Here is an 18,977-nt window from a genome sequence, read left to right on the forward strand (position 1 = left end):
GCCGGATGGGCTACGCGGCCAGACCCAGCGCGGCCATCCGCTTGGTGTGCGCCTCGGTGATGCGGGTGAACATCCGGCCGACCTCGGCGAGGTCGAAGCCGTCCGCCACACCGCCGACGAGCATCGTGGACAGCGCGTCGCGGTCGGCGACGACCCGCTGCGACTGCGACAGGGCCTCGCCCATCAGCCGCCGCGCCCACAGCGCGAGCCTGCCGCCCACGCGCGGGTCCGCGTCGATCGCCGCGCGCACCTTCTCGACGGCGAAACCGGCGTGCCCGGTGTCGTCGAGGACGGCCAGCACCAGCTCGCGGGTGTCGGAGTCCAGCCGCGCCGCGACCTCCCGGTAGAAGTCACTGGCGATCGAGTCGCCCACGTACGCCTTGACGAGCCCTTCCAGCCAGTCCGAGGGCGCCGTCTGCCGGTGGAAGCCGTCGAGCGCGGCGACGAAGGGGTCCATCGCCGCGGTGGGCTCCGCACCGATCTCCGTGAGCCGGTCGCGCAGCCGCTCGAAGTGGTGGAACTCGGCCGAGGCCATCTTCGCCAGTTCTGCCTTGTCCGCGAGGGTGGGCGCCAGCTTGGCGTCCTCCGCGAGCCGTTCGAACGCCGCTAGCTCCCCGTACGCGAGCGCGCCGAGCAGGTCCACGACGGCGGCGCGGTACTGCGGGTCGGCGGCGGCCGTCGCCCAGTCCTGGGCGGCGATCCCGGTGCGTTCGGCGGGTGCGTCGGAGGCCTGGTCAGGCTTGTCAGAGCTGGTCATGAAGCGCACAATAGCCCGCTCGCGGGGCCCCGGAGAGACCTTGCCGATCAGTGTGACGACGACTACGTGACCAAATCGGCCATCGCGTGTGCGCGATTCCGGGGTATGGTGGTAATGCGCCTGCTGGGCACGCCGGGTCTCCCGGCGTCATCCGACAGGCCGCACGCATGAGGATGCCCGGTCGGTGGCCCGATCGGCTCCGACCCGACAGCCCTCCCTGACCGTACGGCACTGTGCGTACGACGATCGGAGGGACACCCTCAGCGGTACGAGCGCTGGACCTGCCCCGTGGACAGGTCCGCAGAGCGTCGGCAGAGGTCCCGTGCCACCACGGCCGGCCCGAGCGGTTCGCCCGTACGGCCGCCGACGTCCCCGGCACGGTCCGACACGACCCCCGCGCTCGCCTCGCACCGCACACACAGAAGAGGCAGCACCCTGACTACGACGTTCCGAGAGCTCGGAATCCTTCCCGAGACCGCCGAGGCCCTGGAGGCCGTCGGCATCATCAACCCCTTCCCCATCCAGGAGATGACGCTCCCCGTGGCCCTGTCGGGCACGGACGTCATCGGCCAGGCCAAGACCGGCACCGGCAAGACGCTGGGCTTCGGCCTCCCGCTCCTCGAGCGCGTCACCGTCCCCGCCGACGTCGAGGCCGGACGCGCCACCCCCGAAGCCCTCACCGACGCCCCGCAGGCCCTCGTCGTCGTCCCCACGCGCGAGCTGTGCGTCCAGGTCACCAACGACCTGCTGACCGCCGGCAAGGTGCGCAACGTGCGGGTCCTCGCGATCTACGGCGGCCGGGCCTACGAGCCCCAGGTCGAGGCCCTGAAGAAGGGCGTCGACGTGGTCGTCGGCACCCCGGGCCGCCTGCTGGACCTGGCCGGCCAGAAGAAGCTCGACCTCAAGCACGTCAGGGCGCTCGTCCTGGACGAGGCCGACGAGATGCTCGACCTGGGCTTCCTGCCCGACGTCGAGAAGATCATCGGCATGCTGCCGGCCAAGCGGCAGACCATGCTGTTCTCGGCGACCATGCCCGGCGCGGTCATCGGTCTGGCCCGCCGCTACATGTCCCGGCCCACGCACATCCGCGCCACCGCGCCGGACGACGAGGGCGTGACGGTCGCGAACATCAAGCAGTTCGTCTACCGCGCGCACAACATGGACAAGCCGGAGATGGTCGCCCGCATACTGCAGTCCGAGGGCCGCGGGCTGGCGATGATCTTCTGCCGGACCAAGCGCACGGCCGCCGACATCGCCGAGCAGCTCCAGCGCCGCGGTTTCGCCTCCGGCGCGGTCCACGGCGACCTGGGCCAGGGCGCCCGCGAACAGGCGCTGCGCGCCTTCCGCAACGGCAAGGTCGACGTCCTCGTCTGCACCGACGTCGCCGCGCGCGGCATCGACGTCGAGGGCGTCACCCACGTCATCAACTACCAGTCCCCCGAGGACGAGAAGACGTACCTGCACCGGGTCGGCCGTACCGGCCGCGCGGGCGCCAAGGGTACGGCGATCACGCTCGTCGACTGGGACGACATCCCGCGCTGGCAGCTGATCAACAAGGCGCTGGAGCTGGACTTCAACGACCCGGTGGAGACGTACTCGAGCTCCCCGCACCTGTTCTCCGACCTCGGCATCCCCGAGGGCACGAAGGGCACCCTGCCGCGCTCGGAGCGCACCCGCGCCGGACTGGCCGCGGAGGAGCTGGAGGACCTCGGCGAGACCGGTGGTCGCGGTGCCCGCGGGCGCGGCGGCCGGGGCGGTCGCCCCGAGGGACGGTCCGCCGACCGCGAGCCCGAGCGTGACCGCGAGCGTCCGGAGCGCACCCCGCGCCGCCGGCGCCGCACGCGCAATGGCGCGCCGGTCGACCCGGCCGCGCCCGTCGCCGGTACGTCCGCCGTGGCCGCCCCGGCCGAGCCCGCGTCCGCGGAGGAGACCGCCGGCCCCCGCACCCCGCGCCGCCGACGGCGCACGCGTGCCGGTGCGCACGCCCAGCAGGCGGCGCCCGCGGCGGTGACGGCCACCGAGCCGGTGACCTCCTCGTCCGCGGCCACGACGCAGCCCGCCGAGGCTCCGGTGACGGAGGCGCCCGCCCTGGACACTCCGCAGGCCGCTGCGGCCGTGGAAGCGGTCGAGGCCGTGGAGAAGCCGCGCCGCCGCCGCACCCGCAAGGCCGCGCAGCCCACGGCGACGACGGCGGTGACCGCGTCCGAGTCCGCGCCCGCCGAGGCGGTCACGGCCGTGCCCGAGGCCGGTGCCGAGGCGGCCGCCCCGGCTCCCCGCCGCCGCACCCGCAAGGCGGCCACCGCCGAGGTGACCGCCGAGACGGTGACCGACACCGCCGAAGCGGCACCCGCCGAGGCCAAGCCCAAGCGCACCCGCAAGACCGCCGCCCCCGAGGCGACCGCCACCGACACGGCGGAAGCCCCCGAGGCCGAGGCCAAGCCCAAGCGCGCCACCCGCAAGAAGGCCACCGCACACGCACCGGAAACCGCCGAGGCCGGCGCGGACACCGCCGAAGGCACCCTCACGGAAGCCAAGCCCAAGCGCGCCCCGCGCAAGAAGGCCGCCACCGCCGAGGTGACCGCCGAGACGGTGACCGACACCGCCGAAGCGGCACCCGCCGAGGCCAAGCCCAAGCGCACCCGCAAGACCGCCGCCCCCGAGGCGACCGCCACCGACACGGCGGAAGCCCCCGAGGCCGAGGCCAAGCCCAAGCGCGCCACCCGCAAGAAGGCCACCGCACACGCACCGGAAACCGCCGAGGCCGGCGCGGACACCGCCGAAGGCACCCTCACGGAAGCCAAGCCCAAGCGCACCCGCAAGACCGCCGCCCCCAAGGCGACCGCCACCGACACGGCGGAAGCCCCCGAGGCCGAGGCCAAGCCCAAGCGCACCACCCGCAAGAAGGCCACCGCACAGGCACCGGAAACCGCCGAGGCCGGCGAGGCGGAGGCCAAGCCGCGCCGCCGTGCCCGTAAGGCCGCCGGGAGCGCCGACGCCGCCGGGGCGGAGATCCCGGCGCAGGCGACGGGCGAGCCGGAGGCCGCTCCGCGCCGCCGGGCCCGCAAGACGGCCGCGGCCGTGGAGTCCGCGGAGGCGTGAGCCGACGGGCGTGCGGCAGCCGCCCCTGGTTCGACGACGGCCCGGTCCACCTCGTGTGGGCCGGGCCGTCGCCGTTCCCGGCGTCCGGTCCGGTCCGCACGGGGGCCTGGCCGGACGCCCCCGCACGAGGCGGACCGGCCGCCTCGTCCCGCGCCCGATAACCTCACCGCATGAGCAGGCCTGCGACTTTCGTCCCGCCGCCCGGTGCCCGCGGCTACCGACTGCGGACCGCGCGCGGTGAGTTCGCCGTCGTCGACGCGCCCGCGGCGGCCGGTGCCGAGCCCAGGGGCACGGCGCTGCTGCTGCCCGGCTTCACCGGCAGCAAGGAGGACTTCAACCCGCTGCACGCGCCGCTGGCCGCGCGCGGGTACCGGACCGTGGCCGTGGACGGGCGCGGGCAGTTCGAGTCGGACGGGCCCGAGGACGACGAGTCCGCCTACGCGCAGGAGCAGCTCGCCCGGGACGTCCTCGCCCAGGCCGCCGCGCTCGGTACGCCGCTGCACCTGGTCGGGCACTCCCTCGGCGGCCAGATCGCCCGCGCGGCCGTGCTGCTCGACCCCTCCCCGTTCGTCTCGCTCACCCTCATGTCGTCCGGACCGGCACAGGTCTCCCTCGCGCAGCAGCAGCGCGTGAAGCTGCTGCACGACGCGCTCGCGGTGATGTCGATGGCCGAGGTGTGGGAGGTCATCCGGTCGATGGAGGGTCCCGCGGTGGTGCCCGGCGAAGGGGACGGGCCTCTCACGGCGGCGCCCGGGGAGGGCCGCGGCTCCCTCGCGGCGGCCCTCGACCCGGCCGCCGACGACCGGGAGGACCTGCGCCGTCGCTGGCTGGGCACCAAGCCCGCGCAGCTCCTCGCCACCGGCCGCCTGCTGTGCACGGAACCGGACCGGGTCGCCGCTCTCGCCGCCGTCGCGCTGCCGTTCCACGTGCTCTCGGGCGCCCGGGACGACGCCTGGCCGGTGCCGCTCCTGGACGACATGGCCGTACGGCTGGGGGCCCGGCGCACGGTCGTCGAGGGCGCCGAGCACTCCCCCAACTGCGACCGGCCGCTCGCCACCGCCCGCGCGCTCGCCGACTTCTGGGACAGCACGGGCCGGTAGGGCGTGTTCCGAAAGCAGCGCCGCCCGTCCGGAGGGCGGGCCGCGCGGCGTCCGCCGGTGCGTGCGATCGCAGGGCGGAGGACCGCCCTCGTACCGGGTGTACATGGATGATCCCGACAACGCGGCGAGCGTGCGTGCCGGACGCCGCGGGGCAGGCGGGACTTCCGAGACACGCCCTGGTGCTGTGACCGGCGTCAGTACTGCGCCTGGAGGTGGTCCCAGAAGCCGTCCCGCAGGGCGCGCCGCAGGTCGGCCTGGCCGCGCAGCGAGTACTGGAGCAGGCCCTCGGCCTCGACCAGCAGGTCCTGGTCCACCGAGCCGGGCAGGTAGGGGTGGCCGGGGAGGAGTTCGGCGAGGCTGTCCCGGCCGCGGGCCCCGAGCCACTTCGCGGCGATCTGCGCGCCGACGAAGCGGACGTCCTCGCGGCTCGGCCGGGCGGTGCCGGCGGGGTCGTACGTCACCGCCGTGCGCCGGGAGACGTAGGGCTTGAAGAAGTCGAGGTCGAGGGTGCGCTGGCTGTCGACCTCCCACAGCAGCGGCTCGGCCTGGTTGCGGCCCTCGGGGGCCTCGATGCCCCACAGGTGGACCCGCGCGCCGTAGCCCTGGGCGGCCTCCACGGCGGACACCAGGTCCTCGTCGCCGCCGAGCAGGGCGGCGTCGCTGATGGCGCGGTGCCGGGCCAGGGACTCCAGGTCCGAGCGGATGAGGGAGTCGACGCCCTTCTGCTGGTTGTTGGCGTTGAGGTTGCCCAGACGGACCTTGACGTCGGGCAGCTCGGCGATGGACTGCTGCTCGGCGGTGTGGATGCGGCGCCGGGCGCCGTCGTACCAGTACACGCGCAGCAGCCGGCTGTCGGCGAAGACCGTGCGGGCGCGGTCGATCAGCGCGTCGATGAGGCCCTCCGCGTCCAGGTCGAAGGCGCGGCGGTCCTCGGTGCCGGCCACGAGGCGGCCCGCGGCGGCGTAGAGATACCCGGCGTCGACGAAGATCGCGTGCGTCGAGGGTGTCTTGGCCACCTCGGCGAGCATGCGTTCCAGCAGCTCGTTCGTGCGGTCGATGCGGGCGGCGAGCGCCGCGCGGTCCTCGTTCATGGCCTCGTTCATCGGGTCCATTGTCCTGGTGGTCACGCTGCGAACACAACCGGTCCCGGTCGGTCGTTCGCAGTCCCTGACGCGTCAGTAATTAGACGGTCGAAAATTTTCTTTAGCGTAGGGAATGTTCGTCACGGGGAACTCGTTGACTACATACGGAGCACGGGGCGCCGTAGCCACGTGCACCATCCATCTCACAGTAATTCTCCGCAGGAGGATGACCAGACGAAGGGAGAAGCCCGTGCGCTTCGAGATCATGCGACTCGACGAGGTCGACGGCTCCACCGTGGACAGCACCGTCGTGGACGCCGCCTCCGTCAATCGGATCGTTCAGCAGGCCGCGGCCATCGGTCAGCGCCTCTGGATCCGCCCGGCCGACACCCCGGCTTCGTAGCACCGGGCCGGTTTTCACACTTCGGAGCCCCCGCACGGCACGCGTGAGCGATGCCGCGGCGGGGGCTCCGTCCGTCGGTGCGGCCCGCCGCGGCAGCAGGGCGGGCCGGGCGGTCAGGCGCCCCGGACGACCTGGGTGATGCCGTTGATGATCTGCTGGACGGCGATCGCGGAGAGCATCATGCCCGCCAGCCGCGTCACCAGGACCACGCCGCCGTCCTTGATCACCCGGATGATCAGCAGCGAGTAGCGCATGACCAGCCACAGCACGACGTGGATGGCGAGGATCGCCGACCACACCGAGATCTGGCTGCCGACGCCGTCGGCCTTCTGCACGGCGAGGATGACGGACACGATCGCGCCGGGGCCCGCCAGCAGCGGCATGCCCAGCGGGACCAGGGCGACGTTGACGTCCTTGGTCGCCTTGGGCTCGTCGGTCTTGCCGGTGAGCAGGTCCAGCGCGATCAGCAGCAGGAGCAGCCCGCCCGCGATCATCAGCGCGGGGACGGAGACGTGCAGGTAGTCGAGGATCTGGTGGCCGAGCACACCGAACACGGCGATGACACCGCCGGCCACGCAGACGGCCTGGAAGGCCATCCGCTTCTGGATCTTGGCGGGGCGTCCGGCGGTCAGCGCGAGGAAGATCGGGGTGATCCCCGGGGGATCCATGATGACGAAAAGGGTGAGGAACAGGGAGCCGAAGACGGCAGCGTCGAACATCGTCTGAACAGGCCTTGCGTACGTGCGGAGAGGGGGGAGGAAAAAGGCAGGGGTGGGTGCGGGAGCGCCCGGAGGGCCAAAGAGAGGTCAGAGGGGGCAGGGGCCTGTCAGGCCGCGCCCGCGCCCGCGTCCGTGCGGCTTCCGCCGGCGCCCGGCACCGGGAACGCGCCGGTCGCCCGCCGCGTGATCTCCCCGTACACGTCGGGGTCGGTGGTGAACTCGCCCAGGGAGACGGTCTTGCGGCTGCCGTGGTAGTCGCTGGAGCCGGTGACCAGCAGGCCCAGTTCCTTCGCCAGGCCGCGCAGCCGGGCCCGGGTGTCCGGGTCGTGGTCCATGTGGTCGGCCTCGATGCCGTCGAGACCGGCGGCGGCCAGCTCGGCGATGGCGGACTCCGGGACCGTGCGGCCGCGCTTGGCCGCGGCCGGGTGGGCGAAGACGCAGACCCCGCCGGCGCCCTTGACCAGGCGGATCGCCTCGAACGGGTCCGTCTCGTGCTTGGCGACCCAGGCCCGGCCGCCGTCGGCCAGCCACTGGCCGGTGAAGGCGTCGCTCACGGTCGGCACGACGCCCAGCTCCACGAGCGCGGAGGCGACGTGCGGCCGCCCGACCGAGCCGTCGCCGGCGATCCGCGCGACCTGGTCCCAGGTGACCGGGACGCCCAGCGCGTTCAGCTTGGCGACCATGCCCTTGGCGCGGGGCACCCGGTCGTCGCGGACCAGCTCCCGCTCGGCGAGCAGGGCGGGCTCCTCGGGGTCGAAGAGGTAGGCCAGCAGGTGCATGCTGACGCCGTCGAGACGGCACGACAGCTCGGCGCCGGTGACCAGGGTGAGCCCCTCGGGGAGCGCCGCGACGGCCTCCGCGTGCCCGCGCGTGGTGTCGTGGTCGGTCAGCGCGACGACGTCCAGTCCGGCCGCGGCGGCGCCCCGCACCAGCTCGGCCGGGGTGTCCGTGCCGTCGGAGGCGGTGGAGTGGGTGTGCAGGTCGATACGCACGACACGGACTCCAGGCGACGGGACGGAAAGGGACACTCAAGGATAACGGGAGACAAGGGATGCCCTGTCACACCCGCCGACCCGTTCCACCCCCTACAGGACCGGCCTTGGGGGCGGCGGCAGCCGCGGAGGGCCGCCCGCCTGCGGCCGAAAGCGGGTACGGAGCAGCGCGGTCCGCGCACGGCTGGAGCGGCCACGGGGGTCCGCCCACGGCTCGGGCCGCCTCCGGCCGCAGCGCTCCGGCGCGCGGTCCGCCCACGGCGCCGCGGCAGCCGCACACCGCGGACGCTCACGGCCGCGGCAGCCGCGGCGCACCGTCCGCCTACGGCTGGAGCAGTCGCGGCGACAGGGCCCCGCACGGCACCAGGTCGATCTCGGCGCCCGCGTCCCGCAGGTCGGCCAGGACCAGTTCGTCGTACATCAGCAGGCCCGACTGCTCGGGCCAGACGACCGCCCACAGCCACAGCCCGCGGGCCTCGCCCGCGAAGACGGCGCGGTCGACCGGGACACCGGAGACGTGCCACAGCGGGGTCGGGCGGCCCGCGGCCAGCACCTTCACGTCCGGCGGCTTCTCGACGTTCAGGCAGGGGCCGGGGTCGGGGCCCTCGATGCCGGCGTAGCGGGCGCCGAGTCCGACGCCGAGTTCCTCGGCGACCAGGATCAGCTCCCCCATGCCGCCGAGCGGGCCGGGGCCCGAGCAGGCCACGGCGCTCGCGCGGCCGCCGCTGCGGTCGTCACCCGCGCCGGCCACGCCCGTGAAGAGCCAGCCGACGGGGAGCGGCCACGGCATCCACACGGGCACCTGGGTGCGGTGCACGACGACGCCGAGCCCCTCGACGCTGGGCGGGGTCACGGGCTGCACCGGATACACCGTCCCGTGGACAGCGCACTGCCAGGTGTCGCTGAAGAGTCCGGGAGCCCTGACCCGGCCACCGCACTTCGGGCAACTGGGTTCGCCCCTCATAGGGCCCCACGCTCCTACCCGGACCGCGCCGCGTCAAGGACGATCACCCGTCCGGAGGGGACCGTCCCGCCGGAACCAACTAGATGCATGTTGCATTAATTAGCTCGGCTAATTTACTATGTGCATACACCAACCATTTCGCCGCCCCACCACCTCATCCCCCACCCTTCCCCTCCCTCCAGTCCGGATTGGAGCACTCATGGCCACGGACCCCTTCGACGCGGGTGCCGGCAGCATCCTGCGGCAGCCGAAGGCAGTCTGGGCGACGGCCGGCGCGTCCGTCGTCGCCTTCATGGGCATCGGTCTGGTCGACCCGATCCTGCCCTCCATCGCCAAGGGCCTGGACGCCACCGCCAGCCAGGTCTCCCTGCTGTTCACCTCCTACTTCCTGATCACCGCCGTGGCGATGCTGGTGACCGGCTTCGTCTCCAGCCGCATCGGCGGCCGCAAGACCCTGCTGCTCGGCCTCGCCTTCGTCGTGGTCTTCGCCGCTCTCGCCGGCACCTCCGGCTCGGTCGGCCAGCTGGTCGGCTTCCGGGCCGGCTGGGGCCTGGGCAACGCCCTCTTCGTCTCCACCGCGCTCGCGGTCATCGTCGGCGCGGCGGCCGGCGGCAGCGCGGCGGCCATCCTGCTCTACGAGTCCGCGCTCGGCCTCGGCATGGCGTGCGGCCCGCTGGTGGGCGCCCTGCTGGGCAACGCCAGCTGGCGCTACCCGTTCTTCGGCACCGCGTGCCTGATGGCCGTCGGCTTCCTGTGCATCACGGCGTTCCTCAAGGAGCAGCCCAAGCCGGCCCGCAAGACCTCGCTGCTCGACCCGCTCAAGGCGCTCGGCCACGGCGGTCTCGCCTCGGCGGCGGTCTCGGCGTTCTTCTACAACTACACGTTCTTCACCGTGCTGGCCTTCACGCCGTTCGTGCTGAACATGACCCCGTACAAGTCGGGCGCGGTGTTCTTCGCCTGGGGCCTGCTGCTCGCGGTCTTCTCGGTGCTGGTGGCCCCGCGCATGCAGGCGCGGTTCGGGTCGCTGAAGGTGCTCGGCGGCTCCCTGGTGCTGCTCGCCGCCGACGTGATCGTCCTCGGCTACGGCAGCCACACCACGGCGATCGTCTGCACCATCCTGTCCGGCGCGTTCATCGGCGTGAACAACACCGTCTACACCGAGCTGGCGCTCGGCGTCTCCAACGCGCCGCGCCCGGTGGCGAGCGCGGGCTACAACTTCGTCCGCTGGTTCGCCGCGGCGGCGGCTCCGTACCTGGCGCCGAAGATCGAGGAGTGGACCGACATCCACGTCCCGTTCGTGGTCGCCGGCGCCACCGCCGTGGTGGGCGCGCTGGTGGTCCTGGTGCGGCGCCGGGCCCTCGCCCACGAGGCGGAGGAGCTGGAACCGCGCCACGCGACCGAGGACGGGGTCACGGTTTTCGCCAACTGACGCACTCCACCCGACTCTTGGGTGAGTTCGCTCACTCCAGCGGGGCGGACCGGCGGGCAGGGTCCCGCAGGTCCGTCCCGCTGTTCAGCCAGCGCTCCTGGAGGGCCTGCGCGCCGTGCACCCGCTTCCAGGCGGCCTCGTTCGGCGTCATCGGCAGCAGCGGCAGGAACCGTACGGGATCCAGCGGCGCATCCAGTTCCAGGTCCTCCACCAGGCCGCCCGGCTCGGCCACCAGGACCGAGGTGAAGGGCGCACCCGGCCACAGCGCGTCCCCCACGTCGAGGGAGGCGCCGGGAGCCACGACCACGCCCTCGACCTGCGGGGACGCGCCGAGCACGGCGAGCGGGCGGAGCACCTTGTCGGTGTCGGCGAGCCCGGCGCGCACACTCAGCACCAGTTCGGCGCGCGGTCCCTTGACCGGGTCGGCGAGCATCGCCGTGGGATCCGCCATGGGGTGGGCGGACATGCCGAGGGTGGCGTACCGGACGATGTCACCCTCCAGGAAGCGCAGCACCTCGATACGGTCCGTGCCGAGGAAGGTGACCGCCGCGCGCGCGTCCGGCTCGCCCAGCGCGGAGCGCAACCGGGCCTCGACCAGAGGAAGAACATCTGCCATGCCGCGAGCATAGAACTCGTCAGTACCCGGCAAAGCGGCGCCTTGACACGTCGGCCGGCTGATACTCTTGCCCGTGGTTCGGGGCAGCACGCAGAGCGTCGCCATCAGGCTCCGGACACCGATGGGACTCCCTTACGAGGGACCGGCCGGAGGAGGTGGGGCTGTCATGGATCGAAGTCGACCGTGCAGTAGCACCCGCTCTTCCCGCCGCTGATGTAGCTGTTCCGGCTCCGGCTGACCCGCCACCTCTCGCCTTCGTGCCCCCGCGCGTCGTACGGAAGAGCACTTCGTTTCGTTTGCCTGATCGCCCGATCTGACCGATCGAATCAGTGACGAAGCCCGTCACCGCGTCGGTGCGGTGCTCCCCGCTTTGTGGACGTGCGAAACATCCGCACACCGGACGTCCTCATTCCGGGCAGTTCCGACCGTCGTCGGCGCTCTTCGTCGCTCGTCACGAAGGAGCCCCGCCATGTCGATGATCCGTGACCTGCGTGCCGTGGTCCGCCCGTCCCGCCCCACGCAGCGCAAGGACAGCGGCACGTACGACACCACCCGCGACCCGGCCACCCCCTCGGCCGTCGTCGACTGCGCCGTCTACCGCGACGGTGCCCGGCTGGAGACCGCCGCGCCGCTCACCCCGCAGGAGGCGATGCGCCAGGTGCGGCGCGACGGGGGTTTCGTGTGGATCGGGCTGCACGAGCCGACCGAGTCCGAATTCGCGGGCATCGCCTCGGAGTTCGGTCTGCACCCCCTCGCCGTCGAGGACGCCGTCCAGGCCCACCAGCGGCCCAAGCTGGAGCGCTACGACGACTCCCTGTTCACCGTCTTCAAGACCATCCACTACGTCGACCACGACCAGCTCACCGCCAACAGCGAAGTGGTCGAGACCGGCGAGGTGATGTGCTTCACCGGGCGGGACTTCTTCATCACCGTCCGGCACGGCGGACAGGGCTCGCTGCGGGCCCTGCGCCACCGGCTCCAGGACGACCCCGAGCTGCTGGCCAAGGGCCCCTCGGCGGTGCTGCACGCCATCGCCGACCACGTCGTCGACGGCTACATCGCGGTCGCCTCCGCCCTCCAGGACGACGTGGACGAGGTCGAGACCGAGGTGTTCTCGCCGGGCCGCGGCCGCACCCCGCGCGGCACCGACGCCGGGCGGATCTACCAGCTCAAGCGCGAGGTCATGGAGTTCAAGCGCGCGGTGTCGCCGCTGCTGCGGCCCATGCAGCTGCTGAGCGAGCGGCCGATGCGGCTGATCGACCCGGACATCCAGAAGTACTTCCGGGACGTCGCCGACCACCTCGCCCGCGTCCAGGAGCAGGTCATCGGCTTCGACGAACTGCTCAACTCCATCCTCCAGGCCAACCTCGCCCAGGCGTCCGTCGCCCAGAACGAGGACATGCGGAAGATCACCGCGTGGGCCGCGATCATCGCCGTACCGACGATGGTCTGCGGGGTCTACGGCATGAACTTCAAGTACATGCCCGAGACGCACTGGAAGTACGGCTACCCGGTGGTCATGGCCGTCACCGCCGCGATCTGTCTCGGCATCCACCGCACCCTCAAGCGCAACGGCTGGCTGTGACCGCCGGCGCCGCGCCGGGCGCGCCTGGCTACCCTGCTCCCATGACTGCTGCGTTCCTCGACCGGGCCCTCGTCGAGGAGGCCACGAAGAAGTCCGGCCTCATCTGGGTCAAGGGCCCCGGCGGCCCGGTGCGCGCGCTGTGGCACGTCTGGCACGAGGGCGCGGCGTGCCTGGTCGGTGACGGTCCCGGCGAACAGCCGCTGCCGCACCTGGCCGACGGGGCCACCGCCGAGGTCACCGTGCGCAGCAAGGACAAGGGCGGCCGGCTGGTCACCTGGACGGCGCGGACCGTGGAGCTGGCGCCCCGCTCGCCGGCGTGGCAGGAGACGGTGGCCGAGCTGAAGGGCAAGCGCCTGAACGCGCCCGACGGCGAGGCCATGACCGACCGGTGGGCCCGCGAGTGCCGGGTGCTGCGGCTGGAGCCGACGGGGGCGGTCGGGCCGCTGCCCGACGGCTCGCTGGCCCAGGCGCCGCTGCCCACCCCGGCGACCACCCGGCAGCCGGCCCCGGCGGGGCTGCCCCGGTTGCTGCTGAGGAAGCGGCGGCGGAAGTGACCGCACCCGGCGGGGGAGACCGCCCGTGGTGTCCCCGGTGCGCCCAAGCGCCCGGGGGCGCCGGTCAGGACGCCGGCAGTTGTCTGCCGTAGTCGACCGTCTCGTCCGCGTCCGGCTCGCTCAGCGGGAAGTCCTTGCCCCACTCGGAGAAGCTGAGCGTGCCCGCGTCCCCGGCGCGGGCGAGCCGCAGCGGGTAGGGGGTGCCTTCCAGGGAGACGTCCAGGGTGCCGCCGGTGCCCTTGCCGCCGGTGACGCGGACGGTGCGCACCCCGGACTGCTCGTGGTGGCCGTCCGTCGCCAGCGCGCCGTGCAGCGTCAGCAGGCTCTCCAGGAGCACGTCCTTGTCCGTGAAGCCGCTGAACCTCTGGTAGGCGGGGTCGCCCTGCGGCACCTTCACGTACTTGCCGCCGAGCTTGTCCCCCGCGCCGCTCTTCCCGCTCCCCGCGTCCTTGCCGTCGGCGTTGTTCCAGAACCGGGCGTCCGCCTTCAGGTACAGCTGCCTGCCCACCCGCAGCAGCCCGAACGTCACCCCCTGCGAGGTGACCGAGCCGGTGCCGCCGCCGGACTTCAGCCGCATGTCGAGCCGGTAGGTACGCCCGTTGCTGACCACGTTCCCCGACAGGTGCACGGCAGCGGCGGACCCCGCGGCGGCCGCGGCCCTGGCCTGGATCCGGTCGGCCGGGAGCTTGCCGACGCCGTTGGTGCCGGCGTCCGGATCGTCCGCCGAGCACCCCGTCAGGCCCGTGCCCGTGACGACCGCCAGCGCGCACAGCGCGCTCGCCAGCACGGCACGGCGGGTACGGCGGCACGGGGGGATCGCAGTCACGGGCGGCACTGCCTTTCTGCTCGCGTTCGGCGGGGGCTGGTCGGCGGCGGGGCTGCGGCGCGTACGCGGGGTGCACGGCACGCAGACCGCGCGACGGGAGGGACCCGGGGGTCCTGTCGGCGTACGGCAGCGTACCGGGGGCGGCACGGCCCGGCGGAGCCAGTCCGTCCGCACCGCTCACCAGGGCGGATCCGAACGGGACGGGCTAGCCTGAAGCCCACTTGAGCGGGCAGGGGCTAAGGACGCCCCGGAAACCCACCGCATCCCGGACGCCCGGGCAGCACGAGCACATACGTCACAGAGCACGCAAAGGAGGCGCGGTCATGGCAGCGGGCGCCCCCCGGATCTTCGTCTCGCACCTCGCCGGTGTCGCCGTCTTCGACCCGACGGGCGACCAGGTGGGGCGGGTGCGTGATCTGGTCGTCATGCTGCGCGTCCGGCGCCGGCCGCCCCGCCTGCTCGGCCTGGTCGTCGAACTGTCCACCCGGCGCCGCATCTTCCTGCCGATGACCCGGGTCACCAGCATCGAGTCGGGCCAGGTCATCACCACCGGTGTGCTCAACGTGCGGCGGTTCGAGCAGCGGCCCACCGAGCGGCTCGTCTTCGGCGAGCTGCTGGACCGGCGGGTCACGCTCGTGGAGAGCGGCGAGGAGGCGACGGTGCTGGACGTGTCGGTGCATCAGCTGCCGGCGCGCCGCGACTGGGAGGTCGACCGCGTCTTCGTCAGGAAGGGGCGCCGGACCGGCGCGTTCCGCCGCAGCAAGGGCGAGACGCTGACCGTGGAGTGGTCGGCCGTCACCGGTTTCTCGCTGGAGGAGCACGGACAGGGCGCCGAGAGCCTGCTCGCCACCTTCGAACAGCTGCGCCCCGCCGACCTCGCCAACGTGCTGCACCACCTGTCCCCCAAGCGGCGCGCGGAGGTCGCCGCCGCCCTGGACGACGACCGGCTCGCGGACGTCCTCGAGGAACTCCCCGAGGACGACCAGATCGAGATCCTCGGCAAACTGAAGGGCGAGCGCGCGGCCGACGTGCTGGAGGCCATGGACCCCGACGACGCCGCCGACCTGCTCGCCGAGCTGCCCGAGGAGGAGCAGGAGCGGCTGCTGAGCCTGATGCAGCCCGCCGACGCGGCCGACATGCGCCGCCTGATGTCGTACGAGGAGCACACGGCGGGCGGACTGATGACGACCGAGCCGATCGTCCTGCGCCCGGACGCCACCGTCGCCGACGCGCTCGCCCGGGTCCGCAACCGGGACCTGTCCCCCGCGCTCGCCGCCCAGGTCTACGTCTGCCGGCCGCCCGACGAGACCCCGACCGGCAAGTACCTGGGCACGGTCCACTTCCAGCGGCTGCTGCGCGACCCGCCCTACACGCTCGTCAGTTCGATCCTGGACGACGATCTGCAACCGCTCGCGCCGGACGCCACGCTGCCGGTGGTCGCCGGGTTCTTCGCCACGTACGACATGGTCGCGGCGCCCGTCGTGGACGAGGCCGGCGCGCTGCTGGGCGCGGTCACCGTGGACGACGTCCTGGACCACATGCTGCCGGACGACTGGCGCGAGACGGAGTTCCACCTGGACGACGGGCCGGCCGGCGCACCGGGCGGCACGGCGGGAGACGGACAGGGGGTGGGCGCGCATGGCGGAGCGTGAGAGCACGCGCGAGCGGCACCCGGCCGGGGCCACCGCCGCGGGCCGCCCCCGCACCGCCCGGCTGGACCAGCCGCGCCCGCTGCGGCGCAGGCTGCTGCCCGAGTGGGACCCGGAGGCCTTCGGGCGGCTGTCCGAGCGGATCGCGCGCTTCCTGGGCACCGGACGGTTCATCGTCTGGATGACGGTGGTGATCATCGTCTGGATCATCTGGAACGTGGCCGCGCCGCGCCACCTGCGCTTCGACGAGTACCCGTTCATCTTCCTGACGCTCGCGCTGTCCCTGCAGGCCTCCTACGCCGCCCCGCTGATCCTGCTGGCGCAGAACCGGCAGGACGACCGGGACCGGGTCAACCTGGAGCAGGACCGCAAGCAGAACGAGCGGTCGATCGCCGACACCGAGTACCTGACCCGGGAGATCGCCGCGCTGCGCATGGGCCTGGGCGAGGTGGCGACCCGCGACTGGATCCGCTCGGAGCTGCAGGACATGATGAAGGAGCTGGAGGAGCGGTACGACGGCCACCGCGAACATGCCGTATTCCCGGCAGAACGTCCGCCGCGACGTGACATGGACGACCGCTGACGGGGGTCCCGGGGCCGCCGCCGCGCGCCGTACCATCGTCCTTATGGCTACGGAAGACGCGGTGCGCGCAGCGCTGGCGACGGTTGACGACCCCGAGATCCACCGACCCATCACCGAGCTGGGCATGGTCAAATCGGTGGAGATCGGCGCGGACGGATCGGTCGCGGTCACCGTGTACCTGACGGTCTCCGGCTGCCCCATGCGCGAGACGATCACCCAGCGCGTGACCGACGCGGTCTCGCGGGTCGAGGGCGTCACCCGGGTCGACGTGTCGCTGGACGTGATGAGCGACGAGCAGCGCAAGGAGCTGGCCAGTGCCCTGCGCGGCGGCCAGGCCGAGCGCGAGGTCCCCTTCGCCAAGCCGGGCAGCCTGACCCGGGTCTACGCCGTCGCCTCCGGCAAGGGCGGTGTCGGCAAGTCCTCGGTGACCGTGAACCTGGCGGCGGCGATGGCGGCCGACGGCCTGAAGGTGGGCGTGGTCGACGCCGACATCTACGGTCACAGCGTGCCGCGCATGCTGGGCGCGGACGGCCGTCCCACCCAGGTCGAGAACATGATCATGCCGCCGTCCGCGAACGGCGTGAAGGTCATCTCCATCGGCATGTTCACCCCGGGCAACGCGCCGGTGGTCTGGCGCGGCCCGATGCTGCACCGCGCGCTCCAGCAGTTCCTCGCGGACGTGTACTGGGGCGACCTGGACGTCCTGCTGCTCGACCTGCCGCCCGGCACCGGTGACATCGCCATCTCCGTCGCCCAGCTCGTGCCGAACGCGGAGATCCTGGTGGTGACGACGCCTCAGCAGGCGGCCGCCGAGGTCGCCGAGCGGGCGGGCTCCATCGCCGTGCAGACCCACCAGAAGATCGTCGGCGTGGTCGAGAACATGTCCGGTCTGCCGTGCCCGCACTGCGGCGAGATGGTCGACGTGTTCGGCACGGGCGGCGGCCAGCTGGTCGCCGACGGCCTGACCCGCACCACGGGCGCCTCGGTCCCGGTCCTCGGCTCCATCCCGATCGACGTCCGGCTGCGCGAGGGCGGCGACGAGGGCAAGCCGGTCGTCCTGACCGACCCGGACTCCCCGGCGGGCGCGGCGCTGCGCGGGATCGCGGGCAAGCTCGGCGGCCGGCAGCGGGGCCTGTCGGGGCTCTCGCTGGGGCTCACGCCGAAGAACAAGTTCTAGCGGCCGGGCCGCGGACGCCGGGCGCGGCCACTGCTGTCGTACGACGAGGAAGGGCGCCGTCCGCGCGGACGGCGCCCTTCCTCGTCCTGCCCGGCGCGGGTCAGGCGTAGGCGGTGATGTCCTCGACGACGGCGAAGCCCAGCCCGTACGCGCTCATCCCCCGCCCGTACGCCCCCACGTGCACCCCCTGCGAAGTCGACCCGGCGAGCACCCAGCCGAACTCGGACTCCCGGTAGTGGAAGGGGGTCGGGACGCCGTCCACCGGCAGCGAGAGCGTCGACCAGTCCGGGCCGGACAGGTCGTCGGCCAGCACCCACGCCGTCTCGGTCTGCTGCTCCAGCCAGTCGTCGCGCAGGGCGTGGTCCATCTGCATGGGCCAGGTGACGGACAGCAGCCCGACCCCGGCCAGCCAGGCCGCCGAGGAGACGGAGGTCGCCTCCAGGCGGCCCGTGCCGTCGGCGAGCTGCCGGACCGGACTGGCCGCGACGGTGACGACGACCGTGAACTTCTCCCTGGGGTCGTCCGGGGAGCCGGACACGAACTCGTTGCGCACCGAGGGCTCGTCGCCGTGCCCGAGGGAACCGTGCTCCACATGGCCGTCGGCCGAGGTGCCGACCTGCATCAGCCGGCGCGGACCCGTGAAGGCCTCGTCCAGGCCGTACCACGGGAAGGGCGCCAGCAGGTAGCCGTCGACCGTGCGCCGGGCGGAGGAGGGCTGTTGTCCGCCCTCCTCGGCCGGTGCCTGCGCGACCGCCCTACTTGTCGTCTCCATGAACCCGGACGCCTCCTCGCTCTCGTCGGACCGGCGCGCCCGCCCCCCATCGGGCGTACTCGTCCGGTCCGCACAACAACTCGGCAGCATATCGACCCCGCCCCGGAGCGCAGGGAACGCGCCCCGGGGCGTGGCCCGCGCAGGCGGCGGGTTCCGGCCGTGTGGGTCAGGTGGCGTCGGCGTCGAACGGCGGGCGGTCGTCCCGCCCGGGGCTCTCGGGCTTCTTGGTCATGTCGACGCGGCCGCTCCCCGGTGCGGGGGAGGCGGGCGAGGAGGACGCGACGGACGAGGAGGAAGAGGAGGACGAGGCCGGCGCGGAGTCGGAGTCGTAGCTGCGCACGGCGTCCGTGACCTCGGCCATCTCCTTCTTCAGGTCGAAGCCGTTGCGGATCTCCTTCAGCCCCAGGTCGTCGTTGTCCAGCTGCTTGCGGATGAACGTCTTGGGGTTGAGGTCCTCGAACTCGAAGTCCTTGAACTCCGGGCCCAGCTCCTGGCGGATGTCCTGCTTGGCCGACTCCGAGAACTCACGGATCTTCCGGATCGTGCGCACCACGTCCTGGATGACCTTCGGGAGCTTGTCCGGACCGAACACGAGCACGCCCAGGACGATGAGCGTCGCCAGCTCGGGCAGTCCTATGTCGTTGAACACCTGAAGCTCCTTGCGATGTCC

General features: G+C 72.9%; 18 protein-coding genes. 9 read left to right on the top strand and 9 right to left on the bottom strand.

Features of this window, described 5'->3' with window-relative positions:
• Positions 1-10: 10 nt before the first annotated feature.
• Complete coding sequence (locus ABZ719_RS17290) at positions 11-757, bottom strand: ferritin-like fold-containing protein (protein WP_037852246.1); 747 nt, start codon at positions 755-757, stop codon at positions 11-13.
• A gap of 528 nt (positions 758-1,285) precedes the next feature.
• Between ABZ719_RS17290 and ABZ719_RS17295 the strand changes: the two genes are divergently transcribed.
• Positions 1,286-3,856, top strand: coding sequence for a DEAD/DEAH box helicase (locus ABZ719_RS17295; RefSeq protein WP_366726017.1), 2,571 nt, complete (start codon positions 1,286-1,288; stop codon positions 3,854-3,856).
• Between the two features lie 170 nt (positions 3,857-4,026).
• On the top strand, positions 4,027-4,956 hold the full coding sequence (locus ABZ719_RS17300; protein ID WP_366726018.1) for an alpha/beta hydrolase: 930 nt from the start codon (positions 4,027-4,029) through the stop codon (positions 4,954-4,956).
• Positions 4,957-5,150: 194 nt separating this feature from the next.
• Here the strand turns inward: ABZ719_RS17300 and ABZ719_RS17305 are convergent, their stop codons facing one another.
• Positions 5,151-6,059 (bottom strand): NYN domain-containing protein, encoded by a 909-nt coding sequence (locus tag ABZ719_RS17305; RefSeq protein ID WP_366726080.1) that lies wholly within the window; start codon positions 6,057-6,059, stop codon positions 5,151-5,153.
• A gap of 205 nt (positions 6,060-6,264) precedes the next feature.
• Between ABZ719_RS17305 and ABZ719_RS17310 the strand changes: the two genes are divergently transcribed.
• The gene (locus ABZ719_RS17310) at positions 6,265-6,441 is read left to right on the top strand and encodes a hypothetical protein (protein ID WP_366726085.1); all 177 of its coding nucleotides are present in this window, start codon (positions 6,265-6,267) and stop codon (positions 6,439-6,441) included.
• A gap of 113 nt (positions 6,442-6,554) precedes the next feature.
• On the opposite strand, the gene ABZ719_RS17315 is transcribed toward ABZ719_RS17310, so the two are convergent.
• The 3 genes from ABZ719_RS17315 to ABZ719_RS17325 form a co-directional block, all read right to left on the bottom strand.
• Positions 6,555-7,160, bottom strand: coding sequence for a MarC family protein (locus ABZ719_RS17315; protein ID WP_366726019.1), 606 nt, complete (start codon positions 7,158-7,160; stop codon positions 6,555-6,557).
• 107 nt (positions 7,161-7,267) lie between these two features.
• The gene (locus tag ABZ719_RS17320) at positions 7,268-8,152 is read right to left on the bottom strand and encodes a PHP domain-containing protein (RefSeq protein WP_366726020.1); all 885 of its coding nucleotides are present in this window, start codon (positions 8,150-8,152) and stop codon (positions 7,268-7,270) included.
• A gap of 322 nt (positions 8,153-8,474) precedes the next feature.
• Positions 8,475-9,116, bottom strand: coding sequence for a DUF6758 family protein (locus ABZ719_RS17325; RefSeq protein WP_366726021.1), 642 nt, complete (start codon positions 9,114-9,116; stop codon positions 8,475-8,477).
• Positions 9,117-9,315: 199 nt separating this feature from the next.
• On the opposite strand from ABZ719_RS17325, the gene ABZ719_RS17330 reads away from it, so the two are divergent.
• Positions 9,316-10,545 carry an MFS transporter gene (locus tag ABZ719_RS17330; RefSeq protein ID WP_366726022.1) on the top strand — a complete coding sequence of 410 codons (1,230 nt, stop codon included), beginning with the start codon at positions 9,316-9,318 and terminating at the stop codon, positions 10,543-10,545.
• 31 nt (positions 10,546-10,576) lie between these two features.
• On the opposite strand, the gene ABZ719_RS17335 is transcribed toward ABZ719_RS17330, so the two are convergent.
• Positions 10,577-11,161 (bottom strand): suppressor of fused domain protein, encoded by a 585-nt coding sequence (locus ABZ719_RS17335; protein WP_366726023.1) that lies wholly within the window; start codon positions 11,159-11,161, stop codon positions 10,577-10,579.
• A 469-nt stretch (positions 11,162-11,630) separates the two neighbouring features.
• Here ABZ719_RS17335 and ABZ719_RS17340 point away from each other — a divergent pair, with 469 nt between their 5' ends.
• Together ABZ719_RS17340 and ABZ719_RS17345 are read left to right on the top strand one after the other, a co-directional pair.
• Complete coding sequence (locus tag ABZ719_RS17340) at positions 11,631-12,746, top strand: magnesium and cobalt transport protein CorA (RefSeq protein ID WP_366726024.1); 1,116 nt, start codon at positions 11,631-11,633, stop codon at positions 12,744-12,746.
• A 41-nt stretch (positions 12,747-12,787) separates the two neighbouring features.
• The gene (locus tag ABZ719_RS17345) at positions 12,788-13,300 is read left to right on the top strand and encodes a hypothetical protein (protein ID WP_366726025.1); all 513 of its coding nucleotides are present in this window, start codon (positions 12,788-12,790) and stop codon (positions 13,298-13,300) included.
• A 64-nt stretch (positions 13,301-13,364) separates the two neighbouring features.
• Here the strand turns inward: ABZ719_RS17345 and ABZ719_RS17350 are convergent, their stop codons facing one another.
• The gene (locus ABZ719_RS17350) at positions 13,365-14,126 is read right to left on the bottom strand and encodes a hypothetical protein (protein WP_366726026.1); all 762 of its coding nucleotides are present in this window, start codon (positions 14,124-14,126) and stop codon (positions 13,365-13,367) included.
• A gap of 323 nt (positions 14,127-14,449) precedes the next feature.
• Here ABZ719_RS17350 and ABZ719_RS17355 point away from each other — a divergent pair, with 323 nt between their 5' ends.
• The 3 genes from ABZ719_RS17355 to ABZ719_RS17365 are packed head-to-tail and all read left to right on the top strand — an operon-like array spanning position 14,450 to position 17,535.
• Positions 14,450-15,778 carry a CBS domain-containing protein gene (locus tag ABZ719_RS17355; protein WP_366726027.1) on the top strand — a complete coding sequence of 443 codons (1,329 nt, stop codon included), beginning with the start codon at positions 14,450-14,452 and terminating at the stop codon, positions 15,776-15,778.
• Positions 15,765-16,358, top strand: coding sequence for a DUF1003 domain-containing protein (locus ABZ719_RS17360; RefSeq protein WP_366726028.1), 594 nt, complete (start codon positions 15,765-15,767; stop codon positions 16,356-16,358). Before ABZ719_RS17355 ends, ABZ719_RS17360 begins: the two co-directional genes overlap by 14 nt.
• A 43-nt stretch (positions 16,359-16,401) precedes the next feature.
• Complete coding sequence (locus ABZ719_RS17365) at positions 16,402-17,535, top strand: Mrp/NBP35 family ATP-binding protein (protein ID WP_366726029.1); 1,134 nt, start codon at positions 16,402-16,404, stop codon at positions 17,533-17,535.
• Positions 17,536-17,635: 100 nt separating this feature from the next.
• Here the strand turns inward: ABZ719_RS17365 and ABZ719_RS17370 are convergent, their stop codons facing one another.
• Together ABZ719_RS17370 and ABZ719_RS17375 are read right to left on the bottom strand one after the other, a co-directional pair.
• A complete protein-coding gene (locus ABZ719_RS17370; RefSeq protein WP_366726030.1) occupies positions 17,636-18,307 on the bottom strand; it encodes a hypothetical protein in 672 nt (223 codons plus the stop codon).
• Positions 18,308-18,473: 166 nt separating this feature from the next.
• Complete coding sequence (locus ABZ719_RS17375) at positions 18,474-18,956, bottom strand: sec-independent translocase (RefSeq protein ID WP_366726031.1); 483 nt, start codon at positions 18,954-18,956, stop codon at positions 18,474-18,476.
• Positions 18,957-18,977 lie beyond the last annotated feature (21 nt).

Origin of the sequence: Streptomyces sp. NPDC006743 (genome assembly GCF_040703815.1) — a bacterium.
Lineage (GTDB): Bacteria > Actinomycetota > Actinomycetes > Streptomycetales > Streptomycetaceae > Streptomyces.

What these genes read in the sequence shown, in the direction of transcription:
- ABZ719_RS17290 (WP_037852246.1), bottom strand. Translation starts at nt 757, where the DNA reads ATGACCAGCTCTGACAAGCCTGACCAGGCCTCCGACGCACCCGCCGAA.
- ABZ719_RS17295 (WP_366726017.1), top strand. Translation starts at nt 1,286, where the DNA reads ATGACGCTCCCCGTGGCCCTGTCGGGCACGGACGTCATCGGCCAGGCC.
- ABZ719_RS17300 (WP_366726018.1), top strand. Translation starts at nt 4,027, where the DNA reads ATGAGCAGGCCTGCGACTTTCGTCCCGCCGCCCGGTGCCCGCGGCTAC.
- ABZ719_RS17305 (WP_366726080.1), bottom strand. Translation starts at nt 6,059, where the DNA reads ATGAACGAGGCCATGAACGAGGACCGCGCGGCGCTCGCCGCCCGCATC.
- ABZ719_RS17310 (WP_366726085.1), top strand. Translation starts at nt 6,265, where the DNA reads ATGACCAGACGAAGGGAGAAGCCCGTGCGCTTCGAGATCATGCGACTC.
- ABZ719_RS17315 (WP_366726019.1), bottom strand. Translation starts at nt 7,160, where the DNA reads ATGTTCGACGCTGCCGTCTTCGGCTCCCTGTTCCTCACCCTTTTCGTC.
- ABZ719_RS17325 (WP_366726021.1), bottom strand. Translation starts at nt 9,116, where the DNA reads ATGAGGGGCGAACCCAGTTGCCCGAAGTGCGGTGGCCGGGTCAGGGCT.
- ABZ719_RS17330 (WP_366726022.1), top strand. Translation starts at nt 9,316, where the DNA reads ATGGCCACGGACCCCTTCGACGCGGGTGCCGGCAGCATCCTGCGGCAG.
- ABZ719_RS17335 (WP_366726023.1), bottom strand. Translation starts at nt 11,161, where the DNA reads ATGGCAGATGTTCTTCCTCTGGTCGAGGCCCGGTTGCGCTCCGCGCTG.
- ABZ719_RS17340 (WP_366726024.1), top strand. Translation starts at nt 11,631, where the DNA reads ATGTCGATGATCCGTGACCTGCGTGCCGTGGTCCGCCCGTCCCGCCCC.
- ABZ719_RS17345 (WP_366726025.1), top strand. Translation starts at nt 12,788, where the DNA reads ATGACTGCTGCGTTCCTCGACCGGGCCCTCGTCGAGGAGGCCACGAAG.
- ABZ719_RS17355 (WP_366726027.1), top strand. Translation starts at nt 14,450, where the DNA reads ATGGCAGCGGGCGCCCCCCGGATCTTCGTCTCGCACCTCGCCGGTGTC.
- ABZ719_RS17360 (WP_366726028.1), top strand. Translation starts at nt 15,765, where the DNA reads ATGGCGGAGCGTGAGAGCACGCGCGAGCGGCACCCGGCCGGGGCCACC.
- ABZ719_RS17365 (WP_366726029.1), top strand. Translation starts at nt 16,402, where the DNA reads ATGGCTACGGAAGACGCGGTGCGCGCAGCGCTGGCGACGGTTGACGAC.
- ABZ719_RS17370 (WP_366726030.1), bottom strand. Translation starts at nt 18,307, where the DNA reads ATGGAGACGACAAGTAGGGCGGTCGCGCAGGCACCGGCCGAGGAGGGC.